Raw genomic sequence first — 23,867 nt, forward strand, 5'->3', positions numbered from 1 at the left:
CGGACGGAAAGAGAGGTGGGCAAAATACCTCTTACGGCACGACAAAAAAAAATAGCGCAGATAGTGGAAACGGCCGGCCCTATCACCGGCGATAAAATCGCCCGGCGGCTTGAAGTAACGAGGGCGGCTCTGCGCTCGGATCTGGCGATCTTGGTCATGAGCGGCATTTTAGAGGCGCGGACAAGAGTCGGATATTTTTATACAGGCAAAAAAAGCCTGACAGTATTCATCGAAGAAATAAAAGACATACGGGTGCGGGACGTGCAGGATTTGCCGGTGGTGATTGGCGACACGGCCAACGCTTATGGCGCGATGGCGGCCATGTTGGCCGAAAATGCCGGAGACGTTTTTGTTGTTACGGAAAAAGGCGACCTAGCGGGGGGGATTTCCCGCAAAGACCTTCTGGAAGCGGCGGCGGCCGGCGGCAAACTCGCTTCTTTGCCGGTCAGGATGGTTATGACGCCTTTGCCCGATCTGGCATTCGTTTTTGCCTGCGAGCCGATTGTGGCGGCCGCGCGCAAGATTGCCGAAAACGACATAGATTCTTTGCCGGTTGTCGAGGAAATTGACGCGGCGCAAAACAAATACAAAGTGATCGGCCGCCTGGGCAAAACCAACATAACCAAGTTGCTGCTTGAACTGGCGGAAGGAAAGGAAGTGCCTCATCATAACTGAGAACAATTTTGTAATTTACGCGGTGTCCGATTCCATAGGCGAAACGGCGGAGCGTTTGGTCAAGGCGGCGGTAAGCCAGTTTGACGCAAGCAATTTTCAGATAGTGCGCATAGCGCATCTTGAAACGGAGCAGCAGATCGATGAATTGGTGGCCGACGCGGCCAAAGGGCAACGCATGATCTGCTATACGGTGGTTTCCGAAGGGCTCCGGCGGACGCTGGAAGAAAAAATCAACGAAAACGGCATATTGGCGACGGACATTTTAAGCCCGGTCATAAACAATTTGGAAAAACTGTCCGGGCTCAAATCGAGAAACAAGCCGGGCCTCGTCCACGTGCTTGACTCGGATTATTTCAAGCGGGTGGAAGCGGTGGAATTCGCCGTGAAAAATGACGACGGCAAAAATCCTTGGGGGCTTTCAAAAGCGGACATCGTGCTGGTCGGAGTGTCGAGGACTTCCAAAACGCCGCTTAGCATGTACCTGGCGCACAAGCGCATTAAAGTCTCCAATGTGCCGCTTGTGCCGGAACTTATGCCCCCGGAAGAGTTGTTTAAATTGCCGCCCAACAGGATCATCGGCCTGATCATCAATCCCGGCAAATTAAACGAAATCCGCGCCGAACGCCTGAAAACGATGGGGCTGTCCAATGATGCCAGTTACGCCAATCTGGAAAGGATAAGCGAGGAAATCGAATACGCCAAGGGCATTATGCGCAAACTGCATTGCGTAATCATGGACGTGTCAAACAAAGCCATCGAAGAAACGGCCAATACCATAATTGAATATATAAACAAAAACAATCTGCGCAATTAGAGCTTTGGGCGCCGCCGGGGACATAGCGCGGGCAAAAGGCCGCGCCAGGATTGTTTGGGGCATCGCTTGGCAAGGCTGCTTTTGCGCACTCATATGCCTCTGGCGGCAATGCCGGACATTGTTTAAGAACAATTCGCTAAAACCAACTATCCATAGCCGACCGATGGCAAACGCCATGATTTTGGGCTGTTTAAGGAACCGGCAGCGCGCGTGCGCCCGGAAAAATCAGCGCAACCGATGACTTTGCGGCAAAACAGGCAAAACGAAAAACTTGCCAAAACAAACATTTGCCTTCTCGCAATCCGTCCTTTCGGCGGCAAGAGGGCGAGCTTCGCTTTTGCCGGACCGCAGTGGCCGCCGTCCGCCCGGCCTCGCGCGGCAAGGGGTTTGCGCCTTATAAAGAAATGTGCGGAACAGCTTAAAATTACTTTTAAGTGTATCAAGGGAGGCAGCCAATCATGTTAAAATTCAATTCAGCAAGCGTCCGCATCGCGGACAGTTCCCGCGCCGTAGATGAATGCATGGCGATCATGTTTAAAGGCGAAGAGCCGGAAGACGGCGGACTGTGGATAGTGAACGCCGTTATCGGACACAAACTGGATAAAATCGCGGCGGCGATAAAGGCGCATCTGCCGAAAACAGCGGTCGTCGGCAGTTCCTGTGGCGGCGTCATCGGGCGCGAAGGCGCCGGGGAAGCAATGACGCATATGGCGGTCATGTCCGTGAGCGGCCCCGCCGACGAGTATGCTTGGTTCGGGGTCGATGATTTTCATGCGTCCAACGCGCGGGAAAAAGGGCTGGAACTTGCCAGGGGGCTGCACGGGAAACTGCCGGGCGCGAGCGTCATTTATCTTCTCAGCCCCGGCTTGGATTCTTGCAACGATGAGTTGGTGGCGTCCCTGGAAGAAGTGTTTGGCGCGCAGGCGCTCATCTTCGGCGGCGCCTCGTCCGATAACTACAAGGCTTTGACGATGTCGCAGTATATAGGCGACAGGGCGAGTGCCTACGGCGCTTGGGCGGTGGGCTTCGCGGACAAAACCTTGAAGGCCTCGGCAAAGGCGACGCACGGGTTCAAGGCTTTTGGCGAGCCTATGGCCATTACCAAAGCCGACCATAACCAAATCGTGGAGCTGGACGGGCAGCCGGCGTGGACTACATACAGCCAGCGCGTCGGCGCGGCATCCAAGGATGACATGCGCAATTCCTTGGTGACCGGCGGCATCGCTTTCGACCTTTCGCCCGAGCTGGCCGAATGCTACGGCAACAAACACATCCTGCGCCTGGGCCTGCCCAGGGAGGACACAGGGCGGTTGTGGCTGTCGGTATCCGCCCGCGAAGGCGATCATGTTTACATGACGGTCAGGGATGAAGAATTGATTTTTTCCGAGCAGAAAAAGACGCTCGAACTTTTGCGCGAAGAGATTGCGGCGCGCTCCAAAGACGAGAAGATAAGCCCGGTGGCCGTGTTCCAGACGGACTGCCTTTTGCGTGGGCGCACTTTGTTCGACAAAGTCATCAAAGACGAGATTATCGCCATGATGCAGAACGCTTTCAGCAATGACGGCGAAACGCCGCCTTGGCTTGGCATGTACGGATTCGGCGAGTTTTGCCCGTTGGGAGGTAAAAACCTTTTTCACACCTACACAACTTCGCTTTTGGTCCTCTACAGATGAACGAGAACATAGCCGCCAGCGCAACGCAGGCGAATGAGCTGCGCCAGCTCAGGCAGCTTGTGGAAGAATTGCATTTGAAAACAGCCCATAATGAAATCGAAAAGCAAAACATGCGCTTCATGCGGCGCGAACTCAACAATCAAATTGAACTGTTCGGACAGATACACCGTTTTACCCAGCGCGCGTTTGCCGCCGTATCGAAAACTGACCTTGCCAACATTTTGGCGGAAGGCGTCGTGGATGTGTTTCAGCTGGAAACGGCGGCTGTTTTGCGCTTGGACATTGCCGGGAACTATTTTACGCTTTTCGGCTCGTGCAACTTCAACGCGCCTTGCGCGGAAATTCCCGTTGCCAGGGAGTGGCTGGCCAAACCGGAACTTTTGGATTTTAAGCGGCAAGCCGTCGAGAAAGAGTCTCCCCCGGACGATAAATCGCCGTTTCGGCAGCTTGATCTGTCTTACGCGATTTATATGCCGTTTTTTGACAATGAGCGCAAGATGGAAGGCATTGTCTTGGGCGGGATCACGAGCGAGGGCGCCTTGGTTTATGACCGGATGCCGAAGGCCTTCTTCTCCTCTTTTTTAGTGTATTGCCAGACCATGAACGGCATTTACAACAACCTGGCCGCCATTGAGCGCGCTAAGGCCGCCGACAAGGCAAAGAGCCGCTTCCTTTCCAATCTGAGCCATGAAATACGGACGCCGATGAACGCGATTATCGGGATGGTGCAGATCGCGAACCACAACCCGGAACCAAGCGAATTGAAAAAATGCATCGCGCAAATCAACATTTCTTCCCAGCATCTGCTGGGGCTGGTGAACGACGTCCTGGACATGTCCAAAATCGAAGAAGGGAAACTGGCGCTGGAGAAAGCGCCTTTCGACCTGAACGGGATTTTGGAAAACATCGTCGGCAGTTTGCGCCCGACCGCGACAAACAAAGGCCTGTCCCTGTCGCTTAAGCTTGACACGGGCGGCGAGCGGCGGCTAAGGGTCCGCGGCGATTCCATGCGGTTGTCCCAGGTTTTGATAAACTTTATTTCCAACGCGGTCAAATTTACACAAAGCGGCGGCGCCGTAACGCTGGAAGCAAAAGTGCTGTCACGGGACAATGAAAAGGCGCTGATTTACTTTGCCGTGTCAGATACCGGCATAGGAATGACGGCGGAAGCGCTCGCGCGTATTTTCACCCCGTTTGAACAGGCGGACGCCAGCACTTCGCGCAAGTACGGAGGGACGGGGCTGGGCCTTTCCATCTGCCAGAACATCGTGAAGCTGATGGGGAGCGGCGTCACCGTAGAAAGCGAGGTGGGCAAAGGTTCCCGATTTTCTTTCAAGGCATGGCTCGAACTGGACGAATCTTTGCCGGCTGCGCCTGACGGCGGCGCGAGCAAAGGCGAATCTGCGGGCAGGGACTTCTCTGGCAGCCATATCATGATCGTGGACGACGTCGATATAAACCGTGAGATCATCTTGGCGTTTCTTGACGGCACGGGCGCGGAGTGCGAGTGCGCAGACAACGGCCGCGAGGCGGTAGACCTTTTCGCAAAGTCCGCAAACGGCTATTACGACTTGATCCTGATGGATATGCAAATGCCGGTATTGGACGGCTGCGACGCGACGCGCGAAATCCGCGCGCTGCGCCGCCCCGATGCCCGGACCGTCCAGATCGTTGCCATGTCGGCAAACGTATTCAAGGAAGACCTTGACGCGGTCATTGCCGCCGGCATGAACGGACACATCGGCAAACCCGTGGACTATGCCGTGGCGATGGACGTTATAGCCGGAGCGCTCCGGGGCGGCGCCAAGCAATGCCGTTCAGATTAAAACCATGCTGGCTTTGCGGCCAATTTACAGCCCCGCGTTGCCCTGAAGCTTCGCCGGACCTAAGCGGGGCCATGCGTTTTGCGCCGCGCCGGCCGGCAAATTGCCTCGCAAAGCTTAAAGGGCGTTTTAATTCGATAACATTATGAAGGCGCGTGGGCGGCTGGCCCGCCATGCGGCGCTTCCCCCGAAAACAAAGGCAGCAAGGCGTATTCCCGCCAAGAAGGACACGCCTTGCTTATATTTTCCCGGCCTGCCCGCCGAAAGAGTCAGCTTGCCCGCTTCGCGCCGCCTTCGGCCATTATCCTGTCGGTTATCAGCGCAAACAGCCTCTCCGCCGGCAAACTTGCCGCCGCCATGACGATGAGGATGGTAAGCGTCCGGCCTTGCGGCACTTTGATGAGCAAAAATTCGTGAAAAAGAAGCATCCCGCCGAAGAAACCGATGGTCGTGGCCGCGCACAATACAGCCCGAAACCTGTCGAAAGGCCGGCTGGCCTTAAATACGGCTTGTACGCCGATAAACCCGATTATCCCGTACAATATGGTTATCGACTCAATGCGCGCCAAACCGAACCGGGCCGCGGCAAAATGCGTCGCAAGCACGGCCAGTATGACGGCCAGGGCATTGGGGAAAGCCCGCCGCAATACGGTGCGCAAAAAGGTGCCGGTAATTTTTTTGTTGTCTTTTTGAAAGGACATGGAAAAGGAAGGGAAACCCTCTATGGTCAGATCCATGAGCGTGCCCTGCAACGGTATGAGCGGGAAGGGTATGTTGAAAACGACGCAGAGCGCGCTTAAAAGCACCGAGTAAATGGTCTTGACAAAAAATATGCCGGCCGCCCGCGTAATGTTGTTGACGACCCGGCGCCCTTCCGCCAGCACATAAAGCAGGGAGGAAAAATCGGAATTGAGCAGCACCAGCTTCGACACCTGCCGGGCGGCGTCGCTGCCCCCGGCGAGCGCCACGCTGCAATCGGCCTCGCGCAGGGCGAGCACGTCGTTCACCCCGTCGCCGGCCATGGCGACGATATGCCCCGCCTCTTTCAGCGCCCTGACGATAAGTTTTTTCTGCAGCGGGGACACCCGCCCGAAAACGCTGTATTCGGCCGCCGCCCGCTTGACGTCGCTTTCCTCTGCGTAGCCTGACATATCGACGAAATTGGCGTAGGTTTCCAAACCGGCGTTTTTGGCTATGGCGGAAACCGTCAACGGGTTGTCGCCGGAAATAATTTTTATTTCCACGCCCTGCTCTTTAAAATAGGCCAATGTTTCCGGCGCGTTGCGGCGCACCGGGTCGCTCAGGACAATATAGGCGAGCGGGACGAGCCCGGGCAGTTCATTGCCTATGGGCGGCCGCTCGCCGTAGCCGGCCATCAGCACCCGCCCGCCCGCCGCTTCCGCCCGCGCCGCCGCTTCCGGCAGGGGCGCTTCGGACAGGCGCTCGGGCGCCCCTAAGACCAGCGTGCCGCCGCCGGCGAAAGTTACGGCGCTCCACTTTCTTTGCGAGGAAAACGGTATTTTGCGTGCGGCGGGCAAATCGCCGTTAACGGCGAAATATTCTTTCAGCGCTAGGTAAGTGGCGTTGTTGTCGTCGGAATTGCCGAGAAAAGAGCCGATAAGCCGTTCAAAAGGGAGCGGGGTTCCTGCCCCTTCCAAAACGTGCACGGCCTGCACGGACATTTTTCCTTCGGTGATAGTGCCTGTCTTGTCAAGGCACAATATGTCGACATGCGCCAGGGACTCCAGGGCGAAAAGTTCCTGCACGAGTATTTTCCTTTTGGCGAGGGCTATGACGCCCGAGGCCAGCGCCACGCTAATCAGCAGCACAAGGCCCTTGGGCAGCATGCCCAAAAGGGCGGCCGCCGAAGACACGACCGCAAACTGCAAGTCATCGCGCCGCCAGAAGAACGCCTCCAGAAAAAGGCAAGCGCCCAAAGGGACGATCAAAAAGCTGGTAAAATTGGTAACTTTGCGCATGGAACGCAAAAGTTCGGAATTCACCTCTTTGTGTTTTTTGGCTTCATGCGCTATGGCGGCCGCGTAGTTGTCTATCCCCACATGCTCTACCCGGGCGTAACATTTGCCGCTGACGACAAAACTGCCGGAAAGCAGGTGGTCGCCGGGTTTTTTGGCAACAAGGTCGGATTCTCCGGTCAGCAGCGATTCATTTACTTCCGCCTCTCCGTAAAGCACCACCGAATCGACGCTGATTTGCCGGCCGCCGTCGAATATCACGACATCGTCAAGCACCAATTCCTCCACCGGCGCTTCCAAAATTGCGCCGCCGCGCACCACCGTCGTTTTCGGCATGTTCATGAGCGAAAGTTTTTCCACCAGGTTTTTGGCGTGAATTTCCTGCGCTACGCCTATGGCGATATTGACGACGATGATGGATATAAAGGCGATATTGGCGTAGGCGCCGACCAGCAGAAGAAAAAGAGCTATCAGGAAATTGTAAAAATTAAAAAGCGTGGCCAAGTTGTCCTTGACGATCTGGCCATTGGTCCTGGTGATTTTTTCCGGCGCGGTATTTTGCCGCCCCAGGCTTTTTTGCCGCGCGACCTCTTCCAACGTCAGTCCGGCGGCGTGTTCCGGGAAAAACCTTCCTTCCGTGGGCATGCGACCTCCTATTAAACGGCGCGGTAGCGATAAATAAGTTGAACAATAACAATGATACCATAAATATGGACTGAAAAAAATACGGGGGATGCCAAGAGCCGGCAAAAAGCCTGTTTTAAAATAAAAAGCAAAGCCTTGCGGCCGTTTCAGCCGTCCCCGGCGCGAAAATTGCCGCGCCCAAGCAGCAGCAGGCCGCCTTGGGCGGCAAAACCGGTAAAAAGGCCGGCAGGCAGGGAAAAAATGACAAGCGGCGGCAGATAATATAACAGCGCCTGACTGTTTAAGAGCAAACAGGCGGCCAGCAATTGGCCGACATTGTGCGCCGCGGCGCCGGCCAGGCTGACCCCGGTGAGCGAAACGCGCGGGATTTTCCGCATCAGGGCCATAACCGAAAGGCTGGCCGCGCCGCCGGCCAAACTCAGAAAAAAAGCGGCCGACAGCAAAGTGCCGGTCAGAAAAGAAGCTATGAAAACCCGCAAAAAAATAACCGCGACGGTCAGCCGCAACGGCAGGAGATAAAGGCACATAAGCGCCGAAATATTGGCCAGCCCTATTTTAGCGCCCGGCACGGGCAAAAGGGGCGGCAGGGCGCTTTCGGCGACATTGAGGGCCACCCCTATCGCCGCGAGGGTGGAGGCGAGAACAAGCCGGCGCGCTTCATCGCGATATGGCATCAAGTTCATCCCCAATTCCCGGCTGCTCTATTGCGGCGTAAATTTGCCCGGGAAGGCAGACGATCATTTGCCGCGGTTTATTTATATAGGACATGTGCATACATATTTTATCGCGGCAGGACGCATCGATCGCCCTTATCCCCTTTTCCGGGTCAAATTCAAAGGTTATCGGGCCGGCGGCGCCGGCGAAAGACTTCGTGAAAACACCCTGGCGTTTGAGCCGCGCAAGGTCAACGGAAAACAGCTCCGCATCCTGGGTGGCTACGACCGCCCGCCCGCCGCCCGTTTCCCGGCCGGCAAGGGCGGGGGCTAAAGAAAATAGGGACAAAAGGACGATCGAACCCGCTATGTAAAAGTCATTTTTGCAAATAAAGCCATTCGCTTTTTTCATTTTTCTCAAATTTGTCCTTTAATCCGGCGGAAATATAAACAGTCCGGCCGCTGTCCACGATCACCGCTTCCAATTCGGGTATGTTCTCCATGATGGCCATGCTTTCGGCCGCCGGCAGAAGGAAAAAAAGCGTGGAATAATAGTCGGCCAAAAAAGCGTTTTTCGTAACGGCGGTGGCGCTGATGTTCCTTGTGCCCGGCCAGCCTGTCTCCGGCAGCAATATATGATGGTAGCGGTTGCCGGACATTTCAAAATAACGCTGGTAGTCGCCTGAAGTCGCCACGCTCTCGCCGGGCGACAGCCTGAGCACGCCCAAATTCTCATTTAAAGCGCGCGGATCCTGTATGCCGACAAGCCAAGGGGCTTTATCCGGTTTTTCGCCCACGACCTTGATATTGCCGCCGCCATTGACCAAAGCGCAAATGACATCCGGATCGCCGGCCAAAAACCTGCCGGCTTCCTCTACCGCCCAACCTTTGGCCAGCGCGCCGAGGTCTATGGACATACCTTTTTCCTCAAGGTAAACCGTCTCCCCCGCCGCCCTGGCCGTTAATTTTTCTTTGCCCGTGAGCCGCATGGCTTTTCGCAGCTCGCCTGCCCCCGGCAGCCTTTTTTCATCGCGGCATTTGTTCCAAAGGTCGGTCAGCGGCCCTAAAGTTATATCAAATTCGGGATATTGTTGGCCCAACACGAAATCTATAATGAAAAACACATCGGTGGATACGGCAACCGGCGCCGCGCCGGCGCTTTCGTTTATCCGCGCCACTTCCGACAGGCCGCTCTTGCCGTAGCGATCCGTTCGGTCCGCGACGCTTTGCATCAGGGCGAAAGCTTTGTTTACGGCTTCGCCGGTTTTTTGCCGGTCGTGTCCCATGGCATCTATTTGCACGGCGGTATCCATCATGAACTTGGCGGCGCTGCTTTTCTCCGGAACTTTTTTGCAGGCGGCGGACAAAACAAAAAGCGGCAGAAGAAAAAGCGCGAGCGATTTAAGGCGAAAAAGCGGCGATGACGGCAAACTGCCGACAAAAATCGTTCTCAAAACCCTTCTGATTTGCGCGTAAAACAAAGGCAACACATCCGAATTGCTTTTCAAAATAAATGAAGTCTCTAAATAACCGCTTGCAAGACACTGCGCCGAACATTTTCCCCTCATGAAACTTGCCCATAAACAAGATAACACAAGACAACACAAGATATCAAGACCAAACAGCCATATTTTACAGTGCGCCGCTTAGTCTTGGAGAAGGATGGCCCAATATCAGGCAAATGCTGATTAATTGCCGGCTTTCCCACAAAATTGCATGGCATAAACGAACCTTTTGATGCGCGCGCGGCCGGCGGCCCATATAGGCCGAAGGGGGCGCGCCCTTTTGGCGCCGAACGGTCATTGCCGTGAAGCGGCCAAAGCCTGTTCCAGATCGCCGATGAGGTCGTCTGCGTCCTCTAACCCGACGGACAGGCGGATCAAGTCGTCGCCCGCCCCGGCCGCCGCCCGTTGCTGCGGCGTAAGCTGTGAATGGGTCGTGCTGGCCGGATGAATGACCAGTGATTTCGCGTCCCCCACATTGGCGAGCAGGGAGAATATTTTCAGCGCGTTGATGAACCGCGCGCCGGCGGCAAGGCCGCCTTTGATCCCAAAGGTGAGGATGGCGCCGGCGCCCCTGGGCAGGTATTTTTGCGCCAGGCCATAGTCTGGATGGCTTTTCAAGCCAGGATAGCTTACCCAGCCCACCGCAGGGTGCGCCGCCAAAAACTGCGCCACTTTCAGCGCATTGTCGCTATGCCGCCGCATCCTTAGCGGCAAGGTTTCCAGCCCCTGCAAAAAAAGAAAACTGTTAAAAGGGCTCAAAGCCGCGCCCAAGTCGCGCAAAACCTGGACGCGTAGGCGGGTGATGAAGGCGGCGGCCCCGATGTCGCGGCTGTAACTTAGGTCATGGTAGCTGGCGTCCGGTTCGCTCAAATTGGGGAACTTGCCCGTGCCCCAGTCAAACTTTCCCGCATCGATAACGACGCCGCCCATGGACGTCCCGTGGCCGCCGATAAATTTGGTCGCCGAGTGAACGACGACGTCCGCGCCTGAAAAAATCGGACGCTGCAAGTACGGGGTGGAAAAGGTGGCGTCAACTAAGAGCGGCAGCCCGGCCTCGTGCGCGATGCGCGCGATCGCCTCGACGTCCAGCACGTTGAGGCGGGGGTTGCCGATGGTTTCCGCGTACAAGGCCTTGGTCTTTGGCGTGATCGCCCGGGAAAAATCGTCCGGGCCGCCTGCGGCGAAAACGACCTTGACGCCGAGTTTGGGCAAGGTGTAGGCAAACATGTTGTAGGTGCCGCCATAGAGCGCGGAGGAGCTTACTATCTCGTCGCCGTTTTGCGCAACATTGAAAATGGCGGCGCTGATGGCGGCGTGCCCGGAAGCGAAAGCCACGGCGCCGACGCCGCCTTCCAAAAGAGCCATGCGTTTTTCAAAGACATCGGTGGTTGGGTTCGTGATCCGGGTGTAGATGTTGCCGGCCTCTTTCAGCGCGAACAGGTTGGCGCCATGTTCGGCGTCGCGGAAATTGTAAGAAGTCGTTTGATAGACAGGCACGGCGCGCGCGCCGGTCGCCGGGTCGGGCTGCTGCCCGCCGTGTACGGCAAGCGTGTCAAAATGCAGATTGTCGGGCAAGGGCAAGATAAAAACCTCCTTTAAATACGGGGGAGTGCGGCCGCTTTCGGCTTCAAGCACGAGCCTCCTGTGTTTTAAAAACGCGCGGTTGCGCGACTTTCAAATTTAAGATGGTAAAAATTGACCATTTTCAGCAAATCGCAAAACAGCATGTTCAGTTTGGTCGATATTTTCCAATGCTTGTCCTTTTTGACGTTCTTAAAATAAGGCTCGACTGCTTTTCAACGCAACAAAGGCGACCATAAATCGAATATTTGGGGATTGTTTATATAAAAACACATGATCGCGTCTTTGCCGCCGGATTTTCTTGCGATGAAACGCCCAATAGCATCGTCAATTTTCCGGCCACGGACAATATAAGCCAAACCGCCGTATTCGCCGAACGCTTTTTTCAATTTCCCGGAAGTTATGGCCCAAAGAACAGAGGACGACGATAGCCTCTTTATCGTCGGGGATTTTCGGACAAAGCCCGCTGAAAACGGTCTGCCCCAAAGGGGAAACAGCGCGGCCCTTTGCATGCCCGAAAGATCCGATATTTCTTTTAAAGCCGCGTTCTGCTCCATTAATCGCGCTCCGCCGCCATGTCGCTCCCGCAATTACAGGCGCAGGGCGCCAGGCGGGGCGGGCAGGTCTTCGGCGCCGGCGTATGCAAACATGGCTTTGTCGATGTCTTTCACGATTTTTTCGTCAATGCAGCCTTTTTGCGCTAATTCATAAAGTATGGGCATGGTTTCTTTGTGGCTGCGGCTGGAGTGGTAAGGGCGCGCTTCGCTCACCGCCTGGTAGATGTCCAGGCAGGCGATGAGCCGCGCGTTAAAGTCCATGTTTTCCGCCCGCAAACCGAAAGGGTAGCCTGTGCCGTCCAATTTTTCATGGTGCTTATAGGCCCAGTCGCGTATGTCCTCGAACCCGGCAATGTTTTTGAGCAGTTCGTAGGTCATGCGCGCGTGGTCTTTTATCGTGGCGAATTCTTCCGCCGTCAGTGCGCCTTGTTTTTCCAGTATCCGCGCCGGGGTGGACAGCTTGCCGATGTCGTGCAGAGCGGCCGCAAGATATAGCTGCGCGCGCAAGGAGTGGCTGTGCCCGTAGTATTCGCCCATCAGCCACGCCCTGTTCGCAATCTGTATGGAATGGCGTTTGGTGAACTCCGATTTATAGTCGATAAACCGCGCGGCCAACCCGGCCAGCCGAAAAACCGCCTCGTCTTCCACGTCCGCGCTCCAAGTCGGTATGATTTTTTCCACCGTGTCGGCGATCCGGCCGTCGCGCAGCAAAAGGAGCATTTCCTCGTCAAGCACCGTCAGCATGGCTTCGGCGGCGCGCCGGGTGAAATGTTTGCCGGCGCTTGCGGCTATCCGCCGGCGGATAGCCGCAAGGCCCTCCAAGGGTATGGTTTGCAGGTGGCTGCTGACATCGAGCATGTCGGAGATGGCGATCAGTTCCGCGCCCAGCGGCAATTCTCCCTCTTTCTTGCCGAAGGCGCCGCTGCCGTCGGCAAGTTCATGGTGATACAGCACAAAGCCGCTGATATCGGTTTTAAAAGGCAGCATTTCCACATCGCGCTGCCCATATTGGCAGTGCAGGCGCATGGCCGGGCTGTTGCCCATCCGTTCGGCGAGGATGTATTCGGTGAGCGCACAGTCGTGAAACAACGCGCAGGTAGCCAGAGCGGACAATTCGCTTTCGCCCATCTGGAAATGCCGCCCCATAGCGGCGCACAAAACGGCGATGCGCTTGCCGTGGTGGGTGCTTGCGCCCAAAAGGTCGCCTTCCACTATGTCAAGCGCCGCGGCGACAGCCCTTACTAATTGATCCATTCTTATCCGCATTTTTCGTCTCCGATTTTTGAAATTTATGGTGTTTGCCGTATTCAGCAGGTTGCGCCGGCAGAAGGATTTTTTTGTTTGCCGCCGAAAATATTAATTTGGGAATGCGCATCTTGTTTTGTTTTGCGCTCACAGCCGCCCGGGGAAAGCGGGACGGCTGCCGGTTATTTTAAGGAGGAGATAAGAAATGAGTACGGCGGTTATTTACACCCGGGGCGGCGATCAGGGCATGACCAGCCTTTTGGACGGCACGCGCGTCAAAAAATATGATTTGCGGGTGGAAAGCTACGGCACTGTTGACGAACTTAATTCCCAGATCGGCTTTGCCCGGAATTTTCTTGAAAACGACGTTATGAGCGGACGCCTGCGGGATGCGCAGCGCGACCTTTTCGGCGTGGCCGGCGAACTGGCCGACCCTTCCGGCAAATATACCGCCGGGTTTACGGACGCAACGGTGAAAAAATTGGAGGATTGGATAGACGAGGCCATCAAACTTTACGATCCCGCGCCCAAATTCATCGTGCCCGGCAGCAACAATGCCTCCGGCGCGCTGCATATAGCGCGTACTGTGTGCCGGAGGGCGGAGCGTTTTATCGTCGCTTTAAACGATCGGTCGCCGGTCAACCCCGTGCTCATCCGATACATAAACAGACTTTCGGATCTGCTTTATACTTATGCCCGCTACGCGGAAGAATGTCAGGATACTGTCTGAAAAGTTCTGGCTGCCCTTTTTGCAACGCGCGCAACGAACTGGCCGGCCGCGCCCTCTATGAGGAAGGCATGAAACCAATGTCGCCGTCTTTGAAAAATGCCGCCCCTTGCGAAAGCCGGGGCGCGGCGCATTTTAAGCCTGCCGGCACGTCACTGCGGCGGGCGGCGCGGTAGCTGGCCGGGCGGCGTTGCCGCCGGTTTCGGCGCGCGCCGCTTGCCGTGGGGCAGCGCAAGATAGCCTCTGCATAACCGAAGTTTGCCGCAACAGGGGTTGGGGCGAAAGGCTTTTGCGCAAAATCATCCGGGAATCGGAAAAGCACGGGATTTGGCCGCTGCCGGCGGTTGCCAGCGCCGATAACGCGGCTGGCGTTGCCTTGCGCGAAAAATGCGCGCCCCGCCTAATCGGGCGCCGAGAAAGGATCGCCCAAGACAACGGCGGCCGGTGGCGCGGGGCCATTATGCCGGAACTGCGCAGCAGCCGCCTTTGAACGCGGGGATTTTTCCGTAAAGGATCCGGCCAAAACCCGCGAAAGCCATTCGCGCCTGCCTGGTCAGGACTTTTTCAAACTTATCCGGCTGCCGGGTGGAACCGACTGCGTGAGAAAGACGTTGCTGCCTATGACGCTGCCTTTGCCGATGACCGTTTCGCCGCCCATGATGGACGCGCCGGAATAGACGACAACATAGTCCTCCAGCGTCGGGTGGCGCTTGACGCCGCGCAGGGACTGCCCCTGCTGGGGCGACAGCGCGCCCAGCGTAACGCTCTGATATATGCGCACATAGTTGCCGATGCTGGTTGTTTCGCCTATGACTATGCCTGTGCCGTGGTCGATGAAGAAAGGGGCGCCGATGTTGGCGGCCGGATGTATGTCGATGCCGGTCTTGTTGTGGGCGTATTCGGTCATGATCCGCGGGATGAGCGGCACCAAGAGGGAATGCAGTTCATGCGCCAGACGGTATATGCTGATGGCGAAGATGCCGGGGAAAGAAAACACCACTTCGTCGGTAGAGGTGACGGAAGGATCCCCATCGTAAGTCGCCTGCACGTCTTTGGCAAGGCAATTCCTTATTTCGGGCAGCTTGTCAAAAAACCGGCAAATCAACTCGTCCGCTTTTTCCGGCAATTCGTCCGGGGACGCCGCCGGCTGGCCGGTCTGGCTTTTCAGCGCGTGGCAGATCTGCCGGTGCAGTTTCATATAGATGTTGTCCAAAAGGTCGCCGATATGGTAATTTATGGACTGGGACGCAAGATCCAGCCGGCCGAAATAGCCGGGGAACAGCAAGGCCCGGAGCAAGTGGATGATTTCAACTATGGCGTCGCGGTCGGGCATGAACCCCAAGTCAAGCGAGATAATATGGGAATTTTCTTTATAATTGCTGGCAATGCTCGCGACATAGCCGTCAATTTTTTTATAAAAATTTTGTCTCATTGTCATTGACACCTCTGTGCTTTTACGCCGCCTTGTTTTTCTTCGGGCAGATGCCCGGCTACGGGCGCGAGGCGGCGGCAAAAAGAATTTGTTCTATCTTTTTAATGGTCAGGTCGTAATCCATCGGTTTGGGCAGATGATCGTCCATGCCGGCCGCAAGGCATTTTTCGACGTCTTCTTTGAAAACGTTGGCAGTCATGGCGATTATGGGGACGCGTTCGCCGCCCTTTTCCAGCGACCGTATGCGGCGCGCGGCGCTAAAGCCGTCCATCAGCGGCATGTGGATATCCATCAGGATAAGGTCATACCCCCCCGCGCCGGCGGACAGGTATTTTTCCACCGCCTCCACGCCGTTTTGCGCCCAATCCAATTCCGCGTTCGTTTCTTCAAGGTAAGAATAAACTATCTCCTTGTTTATTTCAACATCTTCCACCAATAAAATCTTTTTGCCCGCAAAGTCCTTGCCTTCGGTTGCGACGCCGCCCGTATCCTTTGGGGGGACGCCGACGATCTCGTTTATGGCGTTGATGACGGTGGAAGGGAAAAGCGGCTTGGGCAGCAATCTGCTGATGCCGGCCTCGGCCGCCCGGCTTTTGACTTCGTTCATTTTGGCCGGGGATATAAGGATGACGGCAAAATGATCGCCAAACTCCGCGCGGATTTTATTGTAAAGCGATATGCCGTCCGTATTCGGCAGCCGCCAGTCAATGAACAACATGTTGAAAGGCCGCCCGGAAATTTTCGCGCGCCGCAATATGACCAGCGCGTCCTCGCTGCTTTGCGCCGTGGCGAAATATATGTTGGCCGCGGAAAAAAGCGTTTGGAAAAAACGCAGTATTTCAGCCGAATCGTCTATGATGAGTATCCGGATGCTGTCGATGGAAATGCTGCGGTCAAGCTGGTTGCCAACGCGCTTGTTGCTGTTTTTCAAATTCACCGCGAACTTAAAAACGCTGCCTTGCCCGTACTTGCTTTCAACAGTTATATCGCCGCCCATCAGGTTGACGATTTTTCTGCTTATGGCCAGTCCCAGGCCGGTGCCGCCGTATTTTCTGGCAATCCCGCCGTCCGCCTGCTCAAAGGGGACAAACAAACGGCCGAGCTGTTCTTCGGTCATGCCGATGCCGGAGTCGGCCACCTCGAAAAGGACGAGCGTGGAGTCCGGCCCTTTTTCCGCCTGCGTAACCGTCAGGCTAACCTTGCCGTCCGGCGGGGTGAACTTCACGGCGTTGCTCAAAAGATTGGTTATGACCTGCGACAGGCGCAGGCCGTCGCCTTTAAAACTCGTGCTCATGCGCGGGTCGACATTCACGATGAATTCCTGGTTTTTCTCGTCCGCGCGCACGGTAATGACATTGCAAATATCTATGAGCAACTTTTCCAGGCGCAATTCGCCTTCAACCAGTTCAAATTTTTCCGCCTCGATTTTGGACATGTCCAAAATGTCGTTGATCAAGGCGAGCAGGTGGGTGGAAGCCGAGTCTATTTTGTCGAGGAATTCGGCTACTTCGGCATAGTCCTTGGCTTTGCGCGCCATATAGGACATGCCGATGATCGCGTTTAAGGGCGTTCTTATTTCATGGCTCATCCTGGCCAAGAAATTGCTTTTCGCCAAGCTGGCTCTGCGCGCCACTTCAATGGCGGCCGCGAGGTCGGCGGCTTGCCGGCTGTTTTCTTCTATCTGGTTTTGCAAGCGGCAGTTCAGCTTCTGCGCCCGTTTTAATTCTTCGCGCAAATAGAAAACGCAGTTTTTTTCGTCATTTTCCCCGCGCAGCAAGGCGGCGGCAAACGCCGCGCAGCTTCCGTACCCGCAGGCGCCGCAGTCAATCCGCCGGGATGCTTCGTCGGCCTTGTGCAGCTTTGCGTAGATGTCTTCCAAGGAGCCGGCGGGCAAAAAAATGACGGGCGCCGCTTCTTTGCGCGCGCGGCCGCGGGCGAAGTCTTCCAAGCGCAGGTTGATTCCCGGCCGCCGCTTTGCGGCAGCGGCCGATTCTGGGCACGGCGCCGCGCTTTTCCAGCTATCTTCTTTGCCGGCGCCCACGCTGAAAGAACAATTGTCGCCGCAGTTCAAAAGTATGGAGAGCGGGGGCAAATCGGCGCCGGCCTCTTTTTGCTCAAGATATCTGCTTAAATAACCGTAAACAGCTTGCCCGCCGATCGCCCGCCCGCCCGGTTCGCCGCCCGCATCCGGTATGCGCGCGCCCGGGGCGGCGTCAAAATCCCGCTCCGGGCAATTGCCGACATTGACGTTTTTTTGCGCCAAGTAATCTTTTAAATGGGCATAAGTTACGCTGTATTGGACGAGGCCGGCATCGCCGCCTGTCCAGGCGCGCGCCGCTATGCAGGGCGTCAGAAGGGCCAGGCGGCCTGCCAGGTTTAAATACCGGCGCAGGTAAACGGCCATGCACAGCATGGGGCTTTCCGTCGGAGCGAGGTTGTCTTTTAACGCGGGCAGGTATTTTTCGATATAATCCACAACCGGCGGGCAGGGAGTGTAAAGCAACGGGCGCTTTTCGGCTTTGGCGGCGGCGCGCCTTCCCCAGGCGGCGATTTCGCCGCCGAAGGAAGTGTCGTAAATGTGTTTTGCGCCGATGCTTTTCAAATAGCCCAATAAATTTTTATAGCCGGGAAAACAAGCGCGAAGCGATGCATCGGCTAAAACAGCTATATCGGCCCCTTGTTCCAAAGCGGCGAAAAATTCTGCCGTATCGTCATTGTAAAAGCGGCTTTCATGGCGGCAAACGGTTATACAGCCGCCACAGGAAATACATCGCTCCCGGTTTAAGTGCATCCTGCCCCGCGCGCCGTCGAAAATCGCTTTGTTCGCGCCGTCCGCCGGGCAAGCGGCAACGCATCTATTGCAACCGACGCATTTTTCTTGCTTGAGCGCGATAATTTCAGTAGGCATAACGAAGCTCCTTCGGCCTGGATAAATTTCATCTTGCTGACCTTAGTATATTATAGCACAAAAACGGCAACCCAACAGTTTTATTCCCGCAAAACGCGCTGCGCAGGTCTTGGCGGGCAGAGGTCGCCCGCGGCGCTTTCTGCTTTGCCGGCGGCTTTGCTATTGTACATATTTATGATAAATGCTATAATAACTTCGTAAAATAAATTAACAATTGCTGACGGCGCGCGGCTGGATAAAGCGTTGCCCTTTAAGTTAAGGGCGGGTTTATGTGTGCCGGTTTCCCCAAATGGAGCGACGGCAACCGGCCGCACAAATGAAAGGAGAATGAACTAAATGTCTGAAACGGGCGATACGGCAAAAACACTTGAGGATTATATCAATATGGCGGAAGGCGTCAAACGCGTCGCGAACAATAAAGGGCTGTATTTGCGGCTTTTGAAAAATTTTATCGCCAAGCCCCATATTCAGGAGCTTCTTGGAGCCATCGAGCAGGGCGATTTTAAAACCGCCGCCCTGGAGGCTCATACAATTAAAGGCGTTGCCGCCAACCTGTCTTTCCCGGAGTTGTACGCGGTCATGCAAAATTTGGAAAGCGAACTAAAAGAAGGCAAAACAGCAGGGTTCGACTTGGCGCTGGCGCAGTCGTGCGTAGAAACTACCATCAAATACGCCGACCAATTAATAGCAGGATAATAAGGCAATGCCCAGGTTTTCGCCGAAACGGGAAATGCAGGGCAACGGACGCAGGGCGAGGGATATGGCCGAAAACAAGGCGCGCCCGCAGCCGCCGGATTGTACGCGCAAGCGGGGCCGAGGGTTTTTGGCCGCTTGTTTTGCCGCCGGTTTATTGTTTTTCGTTTTGGCCGGACAGGGCTGCGCCGCTTTGGACGCCAAAAAGGGAGCGGCGGCGGGCGATCCGGTGAAAGCGCCGGCAGGCGAAGGCGCCGATGTTTACTTTACCGGCGATATCAGCGGCAAAGGCCTTATGGCGGTTTATAAAAAACTGAACGCCAATATCGCGGGCAAAGTCGTGATCAAGCTGCACATGGGCGAGCGCGGCAATACGAATTATCTGTCGCCCGGCCTCTTGCGCGACCTTAGCGGCGCCGTCCGGGGCACGCTGGCCGACAGCAATGTGCTGTATGGCGGCGCGCGCGCTGCGACTGCGGGACATTTGGCCTTAGCGAAAGAGCATGGTTTCACTTTCGCGCCGGTAGACATCCTGGACGCAGACGGCGACAGCGTTATACCGGTTGCAGGCGGAAACCGGCTCAAAGAGGCCATTGTTGGCTCGCACATTTTGGATTATGACTGGCTGATCTCGGTCGCCCATTTCAAAGGGCACGGCATGGCCGGATTCGGCGGCACATTTAAGAACATTGCCGTAGGCGTGGCATCGCCGCGGGGCAAAAGGGCGATCCACTCCTCGGGCGAGGGGACGTTTTCCTCAACCGGCGAACCTTTCCTCGAAAAAGTGATTGAATACGCCAAGGCGGTGATTGACACCAAAAAAGGCAAGGCGCTTTACATAAACGTGCTGAACAATCTATCGGTGGACTGTGACTGCGACGCGCGGGCGGCGCATCCTTTGATGCCTGACATCGGCATTCTCGCGTCCCTTGATCCGGTAGCGCTGGAAAAAGCCAGCCTCGATCTTATTTACGCGCGCCCGGACGCGGAGAAAAAGCATTTGGTAGAGCGCATAGAGTCCAAAAACGGCGCCTACCAAATAAAGTACGCGGAAAAAATCGGCCTGGGCAGCGCGAAATACAAACTGATCAAAATAGACTGAAACTGGCCGCCCATGTCGGGCGGCAACGAAAGAGGCGGGAAAATGACGGCTTATCAGTGCCCTTTTTGCGGCCTGTCGCTGGCCATGAGCCAAGACACGTACGTTAATTATTTTCTCAATTTCCATGATGTGACAAAATTTAAAAACAACGCGGCAGTTTGGAAACGGGACAACCTTACCTCTATCAAAGTTGCCTTCATCAAATGCCCGAACTGCAAAAAAGTCAGCATTTACGCCTTCGGGCACAGCAAAGATCTTGACGGCCTTTTTGTAAACATACACCCGCGCGCCAATTACGCCAAATATCCCGGATACATACCCGAACAAATCACCTCCGACTACCAAGAGGCTTGTTCGGTGCTGGAATTCAGCGAAAGGGCGGCGGCCGCTTTAGCCAGGCGATGCCTGCGCGCCATAATAAGGGATTACTGGGAAATAAACAAAGACACTTTGTATGAAGAGATCCGCGCCTTGCGCGAATTTGTCGATGCGGAGCTCTGGCAGGCCATCGACAGCATTTCCCAACTTGGCGGCATCGGCGAGCGCATGAAACAGGCGGACGGCCTGCTGCTGGACGTTGACCCGCAGGAAGCGCAGAGGCTGATAAAGCTCGTGGAACTTTTGCTCAAAGAATGGTACGTCGCCCGGCATAACCGCGAAGCTATCTTTGAAGAAATAGTCAACATAGACCTTGAATGATCCAAATACGGCGGTTGTCGTGATTATGCACATCTCGAAATTCGCGGCGCAGGGGAACCGCGGGGACAGTACGCCGCACTCTATCGGCAGCTACGCCATCGCGGGGATTTTTCGCACCCTGTGGACGCTTGGGCGGTTGAAAGACGAACAAGGCAAACCTACTAACCAACGCGCGCCGTGCGCCAGCAAAAATAACCATGCGGAATCCGGCCCGCCCGCGCTCTTGTTTGAACTTCACGGCGGTTTTCATTGGGACGGCGTGAACGCGGACATCTTCGCCGAGGATTTGTATTGTTCTTTTCGACCTTTTCATTGGTTTCTGCAAGAATGTGATAAAACAACGAAGCCACCTCCTGTGATTTGTTATGGTAAACGATAATAATTGTTACGCATATCTAAATATTGCTCTTGCGCCTATTGCAATCATCACAGAGCATTTGACAGTTATCGGCGGTCGTCTTGCCGCCCTTGCTCCATGGTGTTATATGGTCGGCTTGCATTGTTTCAATGGGAAAGGGCTTTTTGCATGCCGGACATATGCCCTTTTGCCGCTCGTATGCCGTCCGCGCCATTTTCGGCGAGAAGGCGCGTATGCTCAAAAGGCGTTCCGCCTTCCTGTCCTCGCCGGATAGCAGATACTCGTAAATGCCGCTGAACTTGGTTATGTCGTCGTCCTGCATAAGCTCGGATATACGCGCTTCAAGCTGTTTTGGGTCGTACTTGCCCGCGCCGTGCCTGTTATAGAGAATACCCCATTCAAGCCCTTTCATTTCCTTGCGGTAGTTTGGGAACGTCGCTTTAACCCAATTTATGACGGTCTGGAAGTATAGCCATAACTCGTTGCAATTCGTGTCGTGTTGATGAGCCGCCATATAATCTTCTATTTCGTCGCCGCCTTTCGCCGCAATCCAGCGTACGGCAGTTTCCAAATACTCTTGCCGTATCGGTGAGCCGCGCATGTAGTCGCTTGCGATGGCATATGCCGGACAAGCGTTTTTGCTGAAATACTTCTTGCTCTCGGTCAGCCATTCACCCGTATAGATGGCGTTGCGGCGTTCCTGCGCGGAAAGCTGTTCGCCTACCATATTGACGATTTCAAACCAGTCCAGTTTTTCCTTGTCCGTTCCTTCGCAGATGTAAACCATAAGGGGATAGGCTAAAATTTGCCCTTGCTCTGTCTTGGTCAGGTTGTCAAAGCCCATATGGTCAATGGAATAGTCACCGTTGATGTACTGGCAAATGCTGATTGTGCGCTGCTGCCCATCCAGCACTTCAAAATTGCCGTCGTCGGACAGCACCCAATACATAACATTGAGCGGAAAATCTTTTCGTACCGTGCGGATAACCTCGTCGCGTTGTTTATCCTTATAGATAAACTCGCGCTGAAAGGCAGGTCGAACATTTAGACGGCTGTTGTACCCCACGACGCCGTTTTCCGCGCTGTCCTTGTACCCTGCGACAACCTCGCGGATTGGGATTTCATGCAGTTTGATTTTCATTGTGTAGACAAACTCCTTCTTCGTATTGTTATACGAGCATATGTTGTTCTCCCGTTGATTTTGCCGTCGTTGCTCTTAATCATTCCGGGTATTGATGTTGCGAATGAGCAGTCTCGCATACTTGCGTTCTCCGTTTGCTGCCGGGTGTCTATGCCCGTCGAATGAGTATGCGGAAGTACGGCTGTACGGCTGTACGGCTGTACGGCTGTGCCGTCCTCTGCTTTAACATTTTGTGAATAATCTGTGAACGAGTAGGTCAAGTCTTTGCCGTCATTGCCTTTTCGGAACGCGACAATCTCAAATTGTTCTGGATTATATTTATCCAGAAACGTAATCGGCACACCCATTACGCCGTAATAGTCGCATGGTATATCGGCGGTTTTATCCACATTTATTGCGTCGTAATTGTCGTATTTAGGGTAAACGTCGGGCGAATACGTTCTAAACAAAGCCATGTCCTCATGGCGTTTTTCTATGTCAAGATTGGTAAACCAGCAAATGTTACCCATGCGGCGCCATTTTTGCCCGTTTTCATCTATCTTGAAATCAGTCGCCTTTGCCTCGTAGTTGTCGGGAACGGCAAACCAATAATGACCGCTATTATAACCCAACCACAATCTGTTGGTAGCTATTAATGGAAATATTTCCTTGTAAGTAACTGCGTTCATGTTGCCTATGATGGCAAACGACTTTTCACATTCCATAAGTTGCGCTATATACTCACGAAAAAGTGAAAAGGGCGGGTTGGTGACGACTATATCCGCTTGCTTCAAAAGTTCAATGCATTCCGCGCTCCGAAAATCGCCGTCGCCTTGTAAAAGGGTTAGCACGTTCTTTTTGTTTCTCAACAGATATTCTACGTCGGCAAGCCCCACGCGCCCGTCGCCGGTTTCGTCTGTAACTTCGGCAATTTCGATTTTATATGGCTTTTTTTTGCCCGGTTCTGCTCCTGCGGCCATTTCCGCCCCGAATAGCGTCAACTGGGTATAAACAATCGGGGACGTTGCATAACACGTTGCTATGAGTTTTTTTAACCCCATCGAATTGAAGTTGATGGCGAAGTATTTGAAAAAGTTGCTTTCATAGGGGTCGTCGCAATTACATAATACGACTTTTCCTCTGAAATGCCCCTTGTAGTGTTTTAGTTCGCTCTCGATAAGCGAAAGTTGGGTATAAAATTCATCTTGCTTGTTTCTTGACGAATCATGCAGATTGCTGTTGCCCGCCTTTGCTGCCATTGGTTACTTGCCCCCGTGCATATTGGATTCTTTAGATTCACGCGCCGCCTTTGTCCTGCCATCAAGCGGCTTTTGTGTGCCCTTGGGAATCACCCACATATCTGCCAACTTAGTTGCGCCGTTCACCTGCCCGTTATCGCATAGCGCTTGGACACGTCGCACTGTTATGCCCCATTCATCGGCAGCCTGTTTTGTGGTTATCCAATCCATCGTTTCACCTCGCGCCCCGACCATCCGACAACTCAATTCATTATACAGCGTCACAACGAATAAAGAAAGGGCTTTTTTCTCCACGCCAAACTATGTCCTTGACAAACGCTCCCGAACGAACATGCAATGACCGGCGCCTGCCACGTCAGGGATTTTCCCGGACAAAGAGGGCGGGGCCCCCGCGATTTCGCGGGGGCCCCGCCCTCTTTGTC

21 protein-coding genes are annotated in these 23,867 nt (G+C 54.7%); 9 read left to right on the top strand and 12 right to left on the bottom strand.

The window, feature by feature from the left end:
- The first annotated feature begins 15 nt into the window (after positions 1-15).
- The 4 genes from LBO03_07125 (at position 16) to LBO03_07140 (ending at position 4,988) form a co-directional block, all read left to right on the top strand.
- Positions 16-675: an HTH domain-containing protein gene (locus LBO03_07125; GenBank protein MDR3349358.1), complete on the top strand. Its 660-nt coding sequence runs from the start codon at positions 16-18 to the stop codon at positions 673-675.
- Positions 635-1,489 (top strand): kinase/pyrophosphorylase, encoded by an 855-nt coding sequence (locus LBO03_07130; protein MDR3349359.1) that lies wholly within the window; start codon positions 635-637, stop codon positions 1,487-1,489. The genes LBO03_07125 and LBO03_07130 overlap by 41 nt, the downstream gene beginning before the upstream one ends.
- A 458-nt stretch (positions 1,490-1,947) precedes the next feature.
- Positions 1,948-3,162 carry an FIST C-terminal domain-containing protein gene (locus tag LBO03_07135; GenBank protein ID MDR3349360.1) on the top strand — a complete coding sequence of 405 codons (1,215 nt, stop codon included), beginning with the start codon at positions 1,948-1,950 and terminating at the stop codon, positions 3,160-3,162.
- Complete coding sequence (locus tag LBO03_07140; GenBank protein ID MDR3349361.1) at positions 3,159-4,988, top strand: response regulator; 1,830 nt, start codon at positions 3,159-3,161, stop codon at positions 4,986-4,988. Before LBO03_07135 ends, LBO03_07140 begins: the two co-directional genes overlap by 4 nt.
- Positions 4,989-5,254: 266 nt before the next feature.
- Here LBO03_07140 and LBO03_07145 read toward each other — a convergent pair whose 3' ends face one another.
- The 7 genes from LBO03_07145 to LBO03_07175 form a co-directional block, all read right to left on the bottom strand.
- Positions 5,255-7,606, bottom strand: a complete 2,352-nt coding sequence (locus tag LBO03_07145) for an HAD-IC family P-type ATPase (GenBank protein ID MDR3349362.1) — start codon at positions 7,604-7,606, stop codon at positions 5,255-5,257.
- Between the two features lie 146 nt (positions 7,607-7,752).
- On the bottom strand, positions 7,753-8,280 hold the full coding sequence (locus LBO03_07150; protein MDR3349363.1) for a Gx transporter family protein: 528 nt from the start codon (positions 8,278-8,280) through the stop codon (positions 7,753-7,755).
- Positions 8,264-8,671: a NusG domain II-containing protein gene (locus LBO03_07155; GenBank protein MDR3349364.1), complete on the bottom strand. Its 408-nt coding sequence runs from the start codon at positions 8,669-8,671 to the stop codon at positions 8,264-8,266. The genes LBO03_07150 and LBO03_07155 overlap by 17 nt, the downstream gene beginning before the upstream one ends.
- On the bottom strand, positions 8,637-9,767 hold the full coding sequence (locus tag LBO03_07160; GenBank protein ID MDR3349365.1) for an FAD:protein FMN transferase: 1,131 nt from the start codon (positions 9,765-9,767) through the stop codon (positions 8,637-8,639). Before LBO03_07160 ends, LBO03_07155 begins: the two co-directional genes overlap by 35 nt.
- Positions 9,768-10,058: 291 nt before the next feature.
- The gene (locus LBO03_07165; protein MDR3349366.1) at positions 10,059-11,345 is read right to left on the bottom strand and encodes an O-acetylhomoserine aminocarboxypropyltransferase/cysteine synthase; all 1,287 of its coding nucleotides are present in this window, start codon (positions 11,343-11,345) and stop codon (positions 10,059-10,061) included.
- A gap of 215 nt (positions 11,346-11,560) precedes the next feature.
- Complete coding sequence (locus LBO03_07170; protein ID MDR3349367.1) at positions 11,561-11,902, bottom strand: hypothetical protein; 342 nt, start codon at positions 11,900-11,902, stop codon at positions 11,561-11,563.
- A 33-nt stretch (positions 11,903-11,935) separates the two neighbouring features.
- Positions 11,936-13,168 carry an HD domain-containing protein gene (locus LBO03_07175; GenBank protein MDR3349368.1) on the bottom strand — a complete coding sequence of 411 codons (1,233 nt, stop codon included), beginning with the start codon at positions 13,166-13,168 and terminating at the stop codon, positions 11,936-11,938.
- A 184-nt stretch (positions 13,169-13,352) separates the two neighbouring features.
- Between LBO03_07175 and LBO03_07180 the strand changes: the two genes are divergently transcribed.
- On the top strand, positions 13,353-13,877 hold the full coding sequence (locus tag LBO03_07180) for a cob(I)yrinic acid a,c-diamide adenosyltransferase (protein MDR3349369.1): 525 nt from the start codon (positions 13,353-13,355) through the stop codon (positions 13,875-13,877).
- Positions 13,878-14,427: 550 nt separating this feature from the next.
- Here LBO03_07180 and LBO03_07185 read toward each other — a convergent pair.
- Entirely contained in the window at positions 14,428-15,312 is an 885-nt protein-coding gene (locus tag LBO03_07185) for a hypothetical protein (GenBank protein MDR3349370.1), read from the bottom strand.
- Positions 15,313-15,364: 52 nt separating this feature from the next.
- On the bottom strand, positions 15,365-18,214 hold the full coding sequence (locus LBO03_07190; GenBank protein ID MDR3349371.1) for a response regulator: 2,850 nt from the start codon (positions 18,212-18,214) through the stop codon (positions 15,365-15,367).
- A 336-nt stretch (positions 18,215-18,550) separates the two neighbouring features.
- On the opposite strand from LBO03_07190, the gene LBO03_07195 reads away from it, so the two are divergent.
- From LBO03_07195 to LBO03_07210, 4 genes are read left to right on the top strand one after another with little or no spacing between them, the layout of a single operon-like run.
- Positions 18,551-18,910, top strand: coding sequence for an Hpt domain-containing protein (locus LBO03_07195; protein ID MDR3349372.1), 360 nt, complete (start codon positions 18,551-18,553; stop codon positions 18,908-18,910).
- A 7-nt stretch (positions 18,911-18,917) separates the two neighbouring features.
- Positions 18,918-20,009 (top strand): DUF362 domain-containing protein, encoded by a 1,092-nt coding sequence (locus LBO03_07200; GenBank protein MDR3349373.1) that lies wholly within the window; start codon positions 18,918-18,920, stop codon positions 20,007-20,009.
- 42 nt (positions 20,010-20,051) lie between these two features.
- Complete coding sequence (locus tag LBO03_07205) at positions 20,052-20,708, top strand: DUF4145 domain-containing protein (protein MDR3349374.1); 657 nt, start codon at positions 20,052-20,054, stop codon at positions 20,706-20,708.
- Positions 20,709-20,727: 19 nt separating this feature from the next.
- Positions 20,728-21,087: a hypothetical protein gene (locus tag LBO03_07210; protein MDR3349375.1), complete on the top strand. Its 360-nt coding sequence runs from the start codon at positions 20,728-20,730 to the stop codon at positions 21,085-21,087.
- A gap of 16 nt (positions 21,088-21,103) precedes the next feature.
- On the opposite strand, the gene LBO03_07215 is transcribed toward LBO03_07210, so the two are convergent.
- Genes LBO03_07215 through LBO03_07225 form a run of 3 tightly spaced genes read right to left on the bottom strand, consistent with a single transcriptional unit; the run spans position 21,104 to position 23,739 of the window.
- Positions 21,104-22,207 (bottom strand): DUF262 domain-containing protein, encoded by a 1,104-nt coding sequence (locus LBO03_07215; GenBank protein ID MDR3349376.1) that lies wholly within the window; start codon positions 22,205-22,207, stop codon positions 21,104-21,106.
- Positions 22,204-23,445, bottom strand: coding sequence for an adenine-specific methyltransferase EcoRI family protein (locus LBO03_07220; protein MDR3349377.1), 1,242 nt, complete (start codon positions 23,443-23,445; stop codon positions 22,204-22,206). The genes LBO03_07215 and LBO03_07220 overlap by 4 nt, the downstream gene beginning before the upstream one ends.
- A gap of 3 nt (positions 23,446-23,448) precedes the next feature.
- Complete coding sequence (locus tag LBO03_07225; protein MDR3349378.1) at positions 23,449-23,739, bottom strand: helix-turn-helix domain-containing protein; 291 nt, start codon at positions 23,737-23,739, stop codon at positions 23,449-23,451.
- Positions 23,740-23,867 lie beyond the last annotated feature (128 nt).

Source organism: Acidaminococcales bacterium (assembly GCA_031290885.1).
Classification (GTDB): domain Bacteria; phylum Bacillota; class Negativicutes; order Acidaminococcales; family JAISLQ01; genus JAISLQ01.